13 protein-coding genes are annotated in these 13,803 nt (G+C 68.1%); all 13 read right to left on the reverse strand.

Annotated features, from left to right (window positions below; all coding sequences use genetic code 11):
* Positions 1 to 288: 288 nt before the first annotated feature.
* The 13 genes from NE857_RS34380 to NE857_RS26170 all read right to left on the reverse strand — a co-directional run bounded on the left by NE857_RS34380 (position 289) and on the right by NE857_RS26170 (position 13,796).
* The gene (locus NE857_RS34380; RefSeq protein WP_184365770.1) at positions 289 to 2,886 is read right to left on the reverse strand and encodes an OmpA family protein; all 2,598 of its coding nucleotides are present in this window, start codon (positions 2,884 to 2,886) and stop codon (positions 289 to 291) included.
* A gap of 58 nt (positions 2,887 to 2,944) precedes the next feature.
* Positions 2,945 to 3,373, reverse strand: coding sequence for a TadE/TadG family type IV pilus assembly protein (locus NE857_RS26110; protein WP_301184257.1), 429 nt, complete (start codon positions 3,371 to 3,373; stop codon positions 2,945 to 2,947).
* Entirely contained in the window at positions 3,370 to 3,813 is a 444-nt protein-coding gene (locus NE857_RS26115; RefSeq protein ID WP_221318845.1) for a TadE/TadG family type IV pilus assembly protein, read from the reverse strand. The genes NE857_RS26110 and NE857_RS26115 overlap by 4 nt, the downstream gene beginning before the upstream one ends.
* Positions 3,810 to 4,142, reverse strand: a complete 333-nt coding sequence (locus tag NE857_RS26120; RefSeq protein ID WP_246420340.1) for a TadE family protein — start codon at positions 4,140 to 4,142, stop codon at positions 3,810 to 3,812. The genes NE857_RS26115 and NE857_RS26120 overlap by 4 nt, the downstream gene beginning before the upstream one ends.
* Positions 4,143 to 4,444: 302 nt before the next feature.
* Positions 4,445 to 5,317, reverse strand: a complete 873-nt coding sequence (locus tag NE857_RS26125; RefSeq protein WP_376769925.1) for a type II secretion system F family protein — start codon at positions 5,315 to 5,317, stop codon at positions 4,445 to 4,447.
* Positions 5,314 to 6,108 (reverse strand): type II secretion system F family protein, encoded by a 795-nt coding sequence (locus NE857_RS26130; protein WP_221318846.1) that lies wholly within the window; start codon positions 6,106 to 6,108, stop codon positions 5,314 to 5,316. The genes NE857_RS26125 and NE857_RS26130 overlap by 4 nt, the downstream gene beginning before the upstream one ends.
* Positions 6,109 to 6,218: 110 nt before the next feature.
* Positions 6,219 to 7,529: a TadA family conjugal transfer-associated ATPase gene (locus tag NE857_RS26135; protein WP_184365772.1), complete on the reverse strand. Its 1,311-nt coding sequence runs from the start codon at positions 7,527 to 7,529 to the stop codon at positions 6,219 to 6,221.
* On the reverse strand, positions 7,526 to 8,404 hold the full coding sequence (locus NE857_RS26140; RefSeq protein ID WP_254418072.1) for a CpaE/TadZ family protein: 879 nt from the start codon (positions 8,402 to 8,404) through the stop codon (positions 7,526 to 7,528). Before NE857_RS26140 ends, NE857_RS26135 begins: the two co-directional genes overlap by 4 nt.
* Positions 8,401 to 9,060 carry an SAF domain-containing protein gene (locus NE857_RS34385; RefSeq protein WP_301184258.1) on the reverse strand — a complete coding sequence of 220 codons (660 nt, stop codon included), beginning with the start codon at positions 9,058 to 9,060 and terminating at the stop codon, positions 8,401 to 8,403. Before NE857_RS34385 ends, NE857_RS26140 begins: the two co-directional genes overlap by 4 nt.
* A gap of 124 nt (positions 9,061 to 9,184) precedes the next feature.
* A complete protein-coding gene (locus NE857_RS26155; protein ID WP_254418073.1) occupies positions 9,185 to 9,679 on the reverse strand; it encodes a hypothetical protein in 495 nt (164 codons plus the stop codon).
* Between the two features lie 344 nt (positions 9,680 to 10,023).
* Entirely contained in the window at positions 10,024 to 10,527 is a 504-nt protein-coding gene (locus NE857_RS26160; protein ID WP_184365776.1) for a hypothetical protein, read from the reverse strand.
* A 1,323-nt stretch (positions 10,528 to 11,850) separates the two neighbouring features.
* Entirely contained in the window at positions 11,851 to 12,918 is a 1,068-nt protein-coding gene (locus NE857_RS26165; RefSeq protein ID WP_184365777.1) for a C40 family peptidase, read from the reverse strand.
* Positions 12,918 to 13,796, reverse strand: coding sequence for a replication-relaxation family protein (locus NE857_RS26170; protein WP_221318847.1), 879 nt, complete (start codon positions 13,794 to 13,796; stop codon positions 12,918 to 12,920). The genes NE857_RS26165 and NE857_RS26170 overlap by 1 nt, the downstream gene beginning before the upstream one ends.
* Positions 13,797 to 13,803: the final 7 nt, after the last annotated feature.

Raw genomic sequence — 13,803 nt, forward strand, 5'->3', positions numbered from 1 at the left:
AGGGAGGATGAAAAGAAAAGGGGGCGGGTCGGCCGGTAGGCCGACCCGCCGCCGGGGAGGGAGGGGCCGCCGCCCCCTACGTGAAGTTGACTACCCACTGGGTATAAGTCTGGACCCGTGGGTCACACTCAAAGTGGCTTTGACCTGCAATGATGCCGGTTTTCGACCTGATGGGGCCACTGGGGGCGCTGGCGTAGTCACAGGCGTAGTCACAGGCAAGGGGACGAGCGTAGTCACAGGCATAGTCACAGGCGTAGTCACAGGAGCCCCCTGTTTTCCGCCCCTGGCCTACCCCTGCGGCTGGGCCTCGGGGCGGGTGAGCCCGTCCAGGAGTTGCTTGCTCACCGGGCTGGGTTTCTTTTTCAGCTCGCCGAGGGCTGTTTCCAACGCCCGGTAGGTACGCCGGACCGCGTCGGGGCGACCCATTCCACCATAGACGCACATCGTGTCCTGGTAGATGGATTCGTTGAAACGGTCCAGTTCCATGGCTTTTTTCAAATAGGAAACGCGCGATTCCGCTGACTCGGTTTCTTTGGCCAACAGGGCCAGCACCTCGACGAGCTGGTCGGTGAAGTGCTTTCGGTGAGATTCAAACCACTCCTCACCACAATCGGACAGGAGCGGCTTCTCCCAGACGTTCACCAACTCACGCAGGAGCGCTTCCCGGTCTTCCTCGGCAAGGTTCACACGTTGCCGAAGCTCGTTCGTGTGCCACACGTCGATATCGAACAGGCCTTCTTGGAGGACGTACCTTCCGTTCTCCTTGAAGAGGATGTCGTCTTCGGATTTGAGTGCTTCTCGTAGCGGGGCACGCAGGCCGGTGATGGCGTTGTAGCGGTCCTTGCGGGCCTTGGGCTCGTCTTTTCCATAGGCGAGGACTTCGTCGATCTGGCTCTCGGAAAGCCCGTGGGGGCTCAGAGCGAGCATCGCCAGCAGCAGCCGTGAACTGGAGCGGGCCAGCGCATCACGCCCGCTCACCTCACACACCACCTGCGGGGCGAACAGCCGCACCCGTACCGGGGGCGAGGTGTTACTGCTCTCCTCAACGGCCAGGGCAGGCTCGACCTCTGGCTCGCTCTCAAGAACAGCAGGGGCTGAGACCCCACGAGCAGGCTCGGGCTCAGGAGTGGGTTCCGGTTCGGGGCCGGGTTCGGGGTGGGGATCGGCAGCCTCGGGGACATAGGTCTCCTCCTCGTCCGGGGTGTTCTGATCCCCTGGACGAACGCGGTGCCGCAGCGGACCAACCGCACCGGTCTGGCCGCTTACGGAAATCACCCTCCCCAGGCCCAGATCATCGCAGTGCACCACCGCTCCCAGGCCCTCGAGCTCGCCCAGGACCCCCACCACGATCCCAGGGATGCCCCTAAGCGCATGGTGGGCATCGCGGGCATCGCGCACCTCTGCGGCTGTGCACACCACCAGGACGGGAGGACCGCCGGTCTCACTGACCTCGTCCGCTCCGAGTTCGTCGTCCATGTGCTGTCGCTGGCTCGTCAGCAGAGCCGTTTCCACCGCGAGCCGCACTCCAGGCAGATCAGCCACGACCTGCACACCAGAGGTGAGCGCGTCACTGCCGCCCAGCGCCTCCGCCACCGGACCGGTGGCCACGACCGGGCCCTGTCCCTCATGACCGATGGCCGCAGCCGCCAACACCTCAGCGGAGTGGGCCCCGGTGAAGGCAACCCCTTCACGTGCGTCGACCCGAGCGCTCTGGCCGACCAGTAGGTAGGCGTCGGAGTCGATGATGCCGTTCTCAGCGCCCCCGAGGTCATCACGCACCAGCTCACCCCCGGTGGGGGCGAGGCCGTCGCCGGTCTCGGCAGAGCTGTCCTCACCCTGGGCCGGACCCGCCCCGCTCTTGGGAGCCTTCACGGTGGGCCGAGGACTGCGTGTGTGGGCATGGCGGCGCCCAGCCGCATAACCCACCCCCACCCCCGCTGCTCCGGCCACAGCACCCACCAACAACGGGCTCGGCCCGTGGCCGCAGCTGGTGGGGGTCACGTCCAGCTGCACCTGCTCGGGCGAGGACTCGGACGGCTCCTCTGCGGCGTTGCCCTCGCCTTCGCTCTTCTCTTCGGCCCCCGGCTCCTCGACACTTGGGGGTTGCAGGCTGTAAGCGATCTCCACGCGCCGGTGCTCGGCGTAAGATGCCCTCGCATCAGCCGGGGGCTGAGCCGACCCCGCCCCGGCGACCTCGAACTCGACTTCCTCATTCAGGTGTTCGGCGAGGTAGTCCGCGACCGCCTGAGCTCGTCGCTCCGACAGGCCCTGGTTGTAGCCGGGATCCCCGACCGGGTCGGTGTGCCCGGTCACCACGACTGAAGTGTCGGCCAGGTGGAAGTCGTTGATCATGCCCAGGGTCGGCTCCAACGAGTCCCGCATGCCAGAGGTGAGATCGGCTGAGTCGAAGCCGAACCCGGACAAGGTGCGGGTCCTCTCGATCACCCCGCTTTGGTCCTGGCCTTGGTGTTCGGGTGCGAGGTGCTCCTGCCCTTCCGACACCGAAGGGGCGGGAACCTCAACAGTGGTTTCGGCGTGAGCGGCCACGGCCGCTGTGTGCGTACTCGTTGCGGTCGCTCCTCCCGTGGCCAGGACCCACACCAAGCGCACCAACCCGACCCGGGGCACGAGTCCGCGCAGCAAGGCGAGGATGTCCAGAGCGATAACGACCAGATAGGCGGCCCACACCACCCAAAGCAGAGCCACGAACACTGCGAGGACGACCTCTGCGGGCAGGGCCCCGCCCCGTAGGTACTGCCACAACCACACCCACGAGACGCCTTCCCCCAGCGGCCACCCGAGCTTGGACGCCAGCACCGGCAGACCGATCAACATGACCACCGAGAGCAGCGCTTCCCCGACAACCGACCAGGCGCTCTTGGGCATACCTCTTACGCCTTCCTTCTTCGAGAACTGTTCTGTTCAGATACGCAGGCCAGAGCCGTTAGGACTGATGGGCGGTCGCGCTCGCTTGGGCCTCGATCTCGGACTCTGCGATCGGCAACAACACCGGCGAGTAGACAGCTCGGGCCACGACCACGACCCGCCCCTCCTCGGCCACCGCCCCGCCCCTGACCCCGGCCGAGTCCAAGTACTCCACCGCTGCTCGGCGCGCATGCTCCTCATCCAGCACCGGTGTTCCCGCATCCAACGTGGCCGTCTGGTCCACCTGGTGGGTGCCCGCCCTGGCCGCTGAGTGCGCCACGGTCATCAGCTCCGCTTTGGCCACCAGCATCTGCCCGCCCTCCCACACCAGCGCGAACATCACTCCAAGCAGGGGCATCAGCAGAATCAAGAACACCGATGCCTGCCCGTCATCTGCCCTGGAGCGGCGACGGCGCCCGTGAACCGCGCGGGGAGCGAAGTCCTTCACGGGGTGCTCCCTCGATAGGGGTCCACCGGAGAAGCAGCGCCTGCGGTCAAGGTTCGCTGACCGCCGAGCCCGCCCAGATCCACCACCGTCACCGTGCACTGCACCTCCACACCAACAGCTCCGCCCGGGACGAACCGGCTGGTGTCGACCCGCACAGCAAACGGTGCGCACACCAGTCCCCGGTCAGTGAGTTCCTGTTCCGCCGCCTGCCGAGCCTGGGTCCGCGCCGCACCCGCCTCGCGTTGCAGCGAGGCGACCCGTGCTGCTGCCGCCGCGGCGTCCTGGGTGATGAGCGCGGCCGAGACCTGGCGCCCGGCCACGACCATCAACACCAAAGCCAGCACGATCACTGGCACCAGAAGGGTCAGTTCCACCGATGCGCTGCCCCTATCGCTTCGGCTCTTCCTGCGCCCCTGCTCGCGGGTTTTCTGAATGGTCATGGGGCCAGGTGTTCTACCGGGCCCGACACCTGCGAGGAGACCGGCACTCGCGCCCCGGGCAGCAGACTCGGGGCCTGGCCGCTGACCCGCACCCGCGCCCGCTCCGGGCCCCGCTCGGCCTCCACCTGCACCGCCCGCAGCACGCTCCCGCCCAGCTGGTCGTGGGCCTGTTCGGCCCGCTCGTAGGCAGCAGCCGTAGTCCCGTCGAACGCCCTCGCTGCCGACAAGGCCTGAGAGGCAACCGTTTGGGCTCGGTGCTGGGCGTGGGCCCACAGCCCCACCTGCACCACGGCCAGCACCATCCCGAACACCAACGGCAGGATGAACAAGGTTTCGGCGCTGCCCCGATCGCTGCGACTCCCCCACCAGCGGCGGGGTTGGGTGCGGAGATAGGCGGGGTGGGTCACCGGTTCACGCCCAGGTCGATGGACTCAGCCGCCGAGGTGAACTCGGAGATGAGGATGCCGCCGACCACGGTGGCGATGGTGATGGCCACCATGATCGTCAACACCCACTCGGTGGTCGATGACCCCGCATCCGAGATGACTCGGCGGGCTGGGGTGAGCCGTGTGCGTACACGACTCCAGGCATGTCGAAGAGTGCTCTTCACTCTGGGACTCCTTCTACAGACTCAGAAACCGGCCATCACGTGGACCAGCGCGACATAGACGATGAGCAGGAGAAAGCCTGAGACCAGCCCCATGGTCGGCAAGGCCATGCGTTCGGTAGCCGCGAGGGCGGTGGCCTCGACCTCAGCCAACCGGCGAGCCCGCAACGACGTGGCTTTGGCCGTCAGTGAGGTACGGGTGCGCGCACCCGAGGCGCCGCCCAACCGCAGCGACGCGGCGAGCTCGGAGAGTTCACGCACCCCGCTCTCCACCGCCAAAGCTTCGAGGCCTTCCCACGGGGGCCGGTGGCGCACCGTGGCCGAGTGCACCGCCTTCCGAATGCGTTCAGGAGCCGTGCCTTTCCCGTGCTGGAGCGCTGTTGTCAGCGCCCCGGTGGCACCGGCACCAGCCGCCAGCCCCATAACCACCAAGTCAGCCAACGCCGAGGTGGCCGCCCTCAGCTCGCCGCGCTGACGCACCGCCGCGCCGCGCGCCGCTAGGTCGGGGGCCAGAACACACCCGGCCAGGACCAGAAGGGCGAGCAGCCCCACCGGCAGGCCCTGCGGAAGAACATCGCCCACCGCGAACAACACAACGGCGAGCAGGAGACCGAGGCCGGTCGAAGCTGCCTTCTCGGCCCGGTAGTCCTCCACCGAAGTACCCGCTGCCGCCAAGGTCCTGGCCATGACCGGCCCCGGAAGCCCGACGTGGGCAAGAAGGCTGCCACTTCGGTGTCCCACCCGCCGGATCCAACTCCCGCGCGGGACAGTGCGGGGTTCGGGTTCTGGCCGCGGGGTCAGTCGTTCGGTCAGGGTGGGTCGGCGCAGCGCGTAGGCACCAGCGCACACCCCGGCTCCGAGCATGCTCCCGGCCAGGCCCAGCATCATGATGCTCACCGGCCACCACCCACCCCTGCCACGGCCGCTCTGTTCACGGGTGTCGGGGAGAAGGGGCGTGGCTGCTCGGCCGGGGCGGCCAGGCGGGCGAGCCAGAAGAACGAAAGGGCCCACACACCGCCGACCAGGCCGAGGATCAGCTGGCCGGTCACCGTGCCCAACGGTTCAAGAAAACCCGGGTTGAGCGCGACCATCCCGACCAGCATGATCGTGGTGGCGGCGGCGATGATGCGCACCGAGGAGCGCACCCGCGCCCTTGAGGCCGAGACCCGGGCGATGCTACTCGCCCGCTCCCGAGCCGCCTCAGCCAGACGCGAGAGGGCACCGGCCACATCCCCGCTCTGCCGGGAAGCCCCCATCGTCAGGGTCAGGGCCACCAGATCGCCCAGGTCCGAATCGACATCCCGTGCGAACACCGGCGCGGCCTGGTCCATGGGCTGGCCCGCCCGCAACCGGGCCTCCAACCCCTGGACCGGAGCCCGGATCGGCTCAGGGGCGACCGGCACCGTCGCGGCGATGGCCTGATGAAGCCCCGAAGCACCGGTGATCATGTCCCGCAACTGCTCAGCCCACGACGCCAACGCCTCCGCGAGATCAGCCTGCTTCTGGGAAGTGGTGTCGGGGCCGAGCAGGGCGGGCATCCACCACCCTGCCGCCGCAGCGAGCACCACCCCCACCGGCCACCCCGTCACCACACCCACCAGCGCCCCAGCCCCGGATGCAGCGGCCAAGCGGACCCAGGTGTGGCGCTGGCGCAACACCCGCGCCCACCCATGCGGGTTCGAGCCCAAGGATGCTCGCTGGGGAAGAAGACTCACCACGTAGGCAGCGCACGCGATCCCAGCCCCCAGCAGAACCCCACCGACCGCAAACCCTCCCGCTGTCCAGTCCCACGGGCTCATCACACCCACCCCCGTCCCGCGTACCCGACCCGTTCCAGACGGTCCGCGACGACCCCGGACGGCGCACACACCAACTCACCCGAGGAAGTATTCGGCGCGCGGTGGTAGATCTCGTTGGAGATCACCTGCTCACTTTCAGCCCCCACCACCTCGCGCACGCTCGCCACGTACCGCTCCCCCACCGGGGTGGTGTCGATGTGCACCACCAGATGCAGAGCCGCCCCCACCAACGACGCCGTCGCCGAAGCCGTCAACCGCTCCGGGCTCTGAGCGCAGTAGGCGGCCAACTTCGCGAACACCTGCTGCGAACTCGAGGCGTGGATAGTGGACATCGACCCATCCGTGCCCATGCTCATGGCATTGAGAAGAGCGATGGTCTCCGGGCCCCGGGTCTCCCCGACGATCACCCGGTCCGGGCACATCCGCAACGCCGCCCGCACCAACTCCGCCAAGCTGACCTCACCGATGCCCTCCACGTTCGCGGGACGCCCCTGCAGGGCTTGGACATCCAGGTCGCTGTCAGCCCGGTGCAGACCCAGCTCGAAGGCATCCTCCACGGTGATGAGCCGCTCGCCCTCCAGGGTCCCCAGCAAAGCCCTGAGCAGGGTGGTCTTCCCCGAGTTCGTCGCGCCGCTGATCAGGATGTTCAACCGGGCCCGCACCGCTGCCCGAAGCAGGTTCTGTGCGGTCTGGTCGACCATCCCGGAGCGGGCCAGATCCCTCAGTCGCAGGTGCTGGGCGGGGTGGCGGCGGATGGTCAGGGTCGGACGAGCCGCCACACCCGGCATCACCGCCGAGAGGCGTTCTCCTCCTGGCAGTTCCATGGACAGAATCGGTGCGGACATATCAAACCTGCGCTCACCGCTCGGTGCACGGGCTGCGGCCCGCTGCACCAAAGCCACCAGCTCATCGTCGGTGGCCACCACCGAAGAGCGTTGCTCCCTTCGTCCACCTCCGAAGTCCACAACCGCAGGGGCGTTGCCGGTGATGTGGATATTCTGCACCCCCGGCTCGACCAGCAACTCCTCTACCGGCCCGAGCCCAAGGACGTGGTCCAGGACCAGGCGGCGAAGGCGCGGTTCGTCTACCGTTCCCTGCGTGCCCTGTACCAGGGCCGTGCGCGCCCTTTCCTCCAGAAGGGTGTCGACGAGCTGGCCCACCGCATCGGTGTCCGCTGACTCTTCGGGGTGGGTGACAAGGTGTTCGGTGACGCGGCCGGCCAGCTCCACCGCGGCCGTGCGCAACGAGTCCTCGCCACCAGATTCCCCCATGACCGGTGACAGGTGCAGGGCTGGATACATGGTCCTCATGCGGCCTGCACCTCCAACACCCGACGCTCCCCCGCACTGAGTCCGAGGCCGTCGAAGTCATCGCACAACTCCGCCAGCGCTTTGGCGGCCTTGATGAGCGGCATCCACTCCAAACCGTCAGGGTCACGGCGCTGAGCACGCCACGCCGCCAGCCGATCCCTCAACCGCTGCGGCGGATGGTGCTCACCCCGCACCAACCCAGCCCCCGTGGGGTCATGCGGGACACGAGCCCACACCGGCAACCCACCCGCGACATCGGAGACTTCGCTATCCGTGTGCGGGCACGCCCCGGTGATGGCCAGGCCGACCCGGACCCCGTCCTGGCGCAGCGAAGCCAGAACCGGGGCACACACCCGCAGCCGCTCGGCCTGCTCCACCTGACCCGCCTCGACCAAGACCACAGCGGTGTCAGCGTGGCGGAGCAGGGCCGCCCCCGCGGACCCCGGCACCGCACGCCCCACATCCACCACGCTCACCCTCCCCGCCTTCAGCAGCCGAGGGTTGCGGGCCAGGACCTCCACCGCACGGCCCGCCTCGAGCGGGTCGCTCGGGGCCGCCACCACCCGCAGCCCACCCGGTAGCTCGAGCGCATGACGCAGCAACGGGTGATGGCCGCTCTCGGCGACGCCCTCGTTCGAAGGCAGGGCCACCGGTACCTCCACCGGAGCATGAGAACGTGACGCAGCGGCCAACGACACCAACCCCTTCGGGCCCGGCTCAAGACCGTGCCAGGCCGCCACATCGCCCCCGGAAGCGTCAGCCTCCACCAGCACCGGCACCGTCAGCACTCCGCTCGGCCAGGCGGCGGCCATAGCCGTGGCCAGACTCGTCACCCCCGGAGCCCCACTCAGCGAGCACACCGCCACCACCGTCATTCGCTCCCCTCCCCGTCCTGGTTCTCGGCCTGTTCGTGCGGGTTGACCACCGCGATATGCACCTCACCCGCAGCGACCGCACCCGCCACTCGGCCCGCGTCCTCGCGCGGCACCACCACCTCCACCGCCTGATCCCCGGGACCGAACCCGTCACCGCCATCCGCGACCACACGGTGCACCAGAGCCGTCACCACCCCAGAACTGCCTTGGACCGTGTTCTCGTCGTCCTCCACCACCTCCTGGGCTCCGCCCCCGGTCGGGATCAGGTCCACCGTCGTTCCCGCCTCCAACCCCTGAGGCAGCACGGCGACCGGCAACGCAACCAGCGCCGACCCCCGCTCCGGCCACACAGCCGTCTCCGACACCGAACCCGCCACCAAAGGCGAACCCGCCGAGACCGGGCGGGCCAACACCATCCCCTCCACCCTGTCCGGCGCCAACAACCGCAGCCCCTCACTCGGCACAGCCTCCACAGAGGCCACATCCGAAGCGCTGATCACGTGCCCGGCGGGCAAATCAGCAGAGAGCACCGCCACCGGCACCGTGTCTTCCCCCGCGAACCCGGCCCAGGCTCCGGCCGCCCCACCACCGACGATCAACGCGGTGGCCAGCAGCGCCCACTTCCACCGGCGACGCGAAGTCGCCGCAAGGCGCACCGACTCCCACTCCCGGCCCCCATCAGGAGCCTCCGTCTTATTCTTAGTTTTCTGGTTGGTTTGCTTGGGATTCGCGAGCGCGACCATCCCGCCCTCTCTTTCCATGCCTATGTCTGCCGCTTGGTCAGCGGGTGTGGGTGACCACCGAGTGGATCTCACTCACCGGCACCGCCACCTCCGAGGACGTCGACAAGCCCTCCAGCTCGCCCCCGTCTCCGGTGCTGGTGGACCATGCCACCGACCACTCCCACACCGCAACCAGATCCACCTCCGCCCCCGCACCACCGGGCGGGAGAGAGGTATAGGTGTGGCCGCAGTCCGGCGACCCCTCCTCCCGGAACACCGCAGGTGAATACACCGTCCCGGCGCTGTCACACACCACCTGGTGGCCGTCCCCGGTCTCCCACACCACCCGCTCAGGGGTAGCCACCACCGTCACTGACCCCGCACCCACCGAGGCTGTCGCCGAGACCGGCTCCCACCCATCGGCGTCGATCCACATCCAGGAGGGCATGTTCACGAACCTCGGCTTGCCGAGCGGCGGGGCCGTCCCGATCTCCGGGACAGGCAGGGTCATCGACGCCCGCGCCTGCTCAGCCAACACAGCCGGATCAATCACGACCTGGGCCTCCGAGCCTTGCGAAGCCGAGGAAGCCGAAGTCGAACACCATGCTCGCCCCAAGGGCACCCGGACCGGCCCTTCCTGACCCGATTGGATGAACTCCACATCAGGAAGCTCGCAAGAAGACGCAGGCTCTCCCCCTGTCCCACCTGCCCCCGAAACTGGCACCGAAGGAATGTCCATAGCGGGAGGCCGCGGCGGTGTACTGTGCGCGCCTGCGATACACCCTCCTCCTGAGCACTCGACGCTGTGCGCGAAGCGCCCGTCCTGGGCGTGAGCAGGGCCGGATGCCACGAGCACAAGAGCCATGACGACTGGAAACAAGCCCCCTGAGCGTGTCCTCAGCACTCGTCAAACTCCCCGAGCCACAACTCGTCGACCTTCCACTTGCCCTGCTGGTCGGTGACCGTGGCTTGGAAAAGTCGTGTGTTGCGCTCCTCCGGATCCATCTCCTCAAAGCCTTCGATGACCCATTCGGTGTTGTCCATGCAGTCCTCGACCATGATGCTCGCGGGGTCGGCTTCAAGGTCAGTGTCAGTGACCTCGGGGCGCAGTACCGGCTCTCCCATGGCCTTGGCCCCATCGAGCATTCCCGTGGCCAATTCCAAGGCCTGACCGCGCGCATACAGCTCCAGGTCCGGGTGGTCCTCGGCTCCATCCAGCGAAGCCTCGACCACGGCGCCCATCATGCCCAGGTAGGCATTCACGGCCTTCTCCTCCGGGGAAGGCCCGGGTGCGGACGGGGCGGCCAGGGGCGCGCTCGCCTCGGCTTGTTCGGGTTCTGCTTCCGGTGCGGCACACCCCGCCAGCGCCACCACGAGCGCGGCACACACCACCCTGCGCATGGCACACCTCCGTTTCCTTCTCCGACGTGACCCCACGCCGTGCTTTCGAAGGGTGACACTAGCCACACGCAGAGTCACTTCACAAGAGGAATTCGGGCACTCTCCGTCACCAAAACTGTGAAGAGAACCACCCGACCTCGGTGTCGAACTCTCTACCTGCACAAACACCCAGACGAGCAACCGAAAGCAGGGCCGCTCCCGGTAGGAAAACGGCCCTGCTAATCGGCTCTCTCGTCAGGCGACAGGCTGGCGCAGCGCCTCCCATTGCCGCACCAGCCCGGCCAGCTCGTCCCACTCTCCCGGCTCTTGCGCTTGGCTCACCCGCGAGAAGGCACCCGGAGTTGGCGACTCTTGCCGGGGCCAGTGAGGCGCTCGGGGTTCAGGTTGCCGGGTACGGCCTCGCTGTTCGTGTGCGACCAGATACGGGCGCACCGCACGCCCACCGTCGTCGTCCTCGCACCAGCCGAACCTCGGCACCTGCTTCGGCGTCACCGGGGGCTCGTAGAGGCGCCGGGCCCACTCTGCGTGATCGCGACGGGCGTGGTCATAGCGACGCACCCACTCAGGCTCCGCAGACGGCACCGGGGTACGTGCCGCCGCGACCGCTCGCAGGGGAGGCGCCTTCTTCACCGGTCGCGGGCGCAACGGGGGCGGCGGCTTCTGCACGCCGAGAACGGCTTCGAGTACGGCCCCGACCGTCCAGCGCACGCGGCTGGCCCAGCCGCGTCGACGCCTGCGGTGTCGGCCCCTACCATGGTCCATGGTCTTCCTCCTGGTCGCTTCAGGTGGGGGATCACGCCTCGGGCGGTGTTCCAGCACCGTCCGAGGCACCTTTTTCTTTTGTTCTTCGCTTTTTCTTGAGGCGCGTGTTCCGCTGTTCGGGGCGGGGCGGGTGTCAATGGCCCCGGCGAAGTCGTACGCCCTCACCAAGGCTGCGCTTCCACACCCCGCCCGATGCCAGCGAACAGGTGCCTCTAGCTGGCTCTTCGCGACCGCTCGGCCGAGGTGAGCGGGGGCAGGCGGAGGGTGTGTGCGGGCATCACAAAGGAGCCCTTTCTTTTGAGCACGCGAAAGAATTCGGACAAATAGGAATCGCGTTCACCCGGGTGGAACGGCGTGGGTGCGATGTTTCCCTATGCAAGCGAGTATTTTCAACCCCGCATTGCGTAGAAGTCATGGACCAGCGAAAACACGGGAAATGGGGCCGCGCGGGCGACGTGCCCGCACAGCCCCACAGCCGCCCCACCGCCCGCTGGGCGTCCCCGACCCGGGGGTTCCCGGGCTGGGGCCGCCCTGTTCCGTTGTGGAGCGGGTGGTGGCCGCTCAGCCCGGCCGCACCGCCGCCACGAACCGAGCGCTGTAGTACTCACCGTCCACGGGTTCGACCCGGATGCTCTGCCCCGTGCGCGGTGAGTTGACCATCTGCCCGCCGCCTACGTACATGGTCACGTGTGAGGGGCTGCCTCCCGGGGCTCCGGTGTCGTAGAACAGCAGGTCTCCCGGCTGTAGATCGTCCAAGCCGATGCGTGTTCCGGTGTTGACCTGGTCGGTGGTCACCCGCGGCAAAGCAACCCCGGCTGCTTTCCAGGCCTGCATGGTCAGCCCCGAGCAGTCGAACGCGTGTGGGCCGGTGCCGCCCCAGAGGTAGGGCTTGCCGACCTGGGCCAGCGCCCACTCCGCCGCCGCCCGCCCCTGCTCGCTGCTGGCCCCCGTCCCCACCCGGGGAACCTGCGCAGCGGTCTGGGCGGCGATCTCGGCATAGGCGTCGATGTGCCCCACGACTTTGTCCACGTACCACCCGGCGCGGTTGTAGCGCAGCAGCGCCGCTTCGAGATGGTCCGGGTCGGTGAAGTCGACCGGCTCGGCTCGGGGGTGGCTCACGCACAAGTACACCGCCGCGCTCCACATGGCGTCGTGGATGTTGTGCGGGTCGGCGATGCCGTCACCGTTGCCGTCCAGGCCGTGGGAAGCCCAGGTGGTGGGGATGAACTGCATCGGCCCCACCGCCCGGTCAAACTCGGTGTCCCCATCCCACTCGCCGTTGTCGCTGTCCATGTGGGGTGTGGTGTTGCCCCCGACCCCGCTCCCGTCCAAGCGGGGGCCGATCATCTTGGGCCGCACATCCCCCGACGCCGACACCTGCCTCCCGGCCACGTGGTTGGATTCGACTTTGCCGATCCCGGCCAGCACCGGCCACTCCATACCCGTACAGCCCGCGAACTCTTCCTCCAACCGTGCGGCGGCCTGAACATAGGCTTCCAGGACCGGGGCGGGGATCCCCTCCACCTCGCCCGGCACCCCCACCGCGTGCTGGCCCGAGTTGCCCAACACGCCGATGAACAGCACCGGCACCATGAAGAGAACCCCCGCACCAACGAAGACATAGCGCATCACTCGCTGTCGTCCTGGCCCTGCTCCTTACGGGGATGGCGCAGAGCGATGTCGACCAGGCTCAACCACTGCCCGCTCAACTCCCCTGGCACCTGCCACACCGCCCGCTCGGGGCCGCGCTTGCGCAGCCGTTCGTGGGTGCTCACGTAGGCCCCCACCATCCGCAACTGTGCTGAAGGTGCTTGGGCGAGCTTGTGCAGAAGATGCTCGGCGCGCTGATCGGAATGGACCGCGAACAGCACGATCGAGGCCAGTCCGCTCTCCGTGGCCAGATTCGTGTACCCCTTCATCTTGCGCGCCACCTTCGTCAAGGGTTCGGTGCCGGTGTCGTACTCCACGAAGGCGTGCAACTCCGCCTGGTCCTGGTCCCACTGCAGGTAGGCATCGGGGCGAATATGGCGCCCCCACCGGCGCGCGCTCTCACGCTCGGAGTACCAGCACTCCAACGACGCCGAGCGGGTGCGGCGGGCGGCCAGAGCGAAGGCCACGAAGGTGTCGGCCAGCCCGAGCACGTGCCCCAACTGGTAGTCCAGGGCGACCCGCATCCGGTGGTCGGCCCGGTAGTCCAACTCCGCTAGCGCTGTGTTCCGTTGCGCGGCCACCAACTGCACGCCGAGCCGGTCCACCACCCAATGGTGAGGGCTCGTACCCGCACGCGTGTAGGGGCGGAACGGAGCGATCAGCTCGTAGGAGCGCAGCTGACGCAACCGCTGGTTGACCGTGCGCACGGCCCGCCCCTCGAAGTGCAACTGGTGTAGGTGGTGGGTGGTCAGAACCTGGTGGTCGTACAGATCGTTCAGGACCTTCCGGTCCCGGGGAGTGATCTTGGGGACCAGACTCAGCAGGGTGTCGGTCGGATCCGTTTCAGTGCTCACCATCGGCCCC

The sequence above is a fragment of the Nocardiopsis exhalans genome, from assembly GCF_024134545.1.
In the GTDB taxonomy this organism is placed as follows: domain Bacteria; phylum Actinomycetota; class Actinomycetes; order Streptosporangiales; family Streptosporangiaceae; genus Nocardiopsis; species Nocardiopsis exhalans.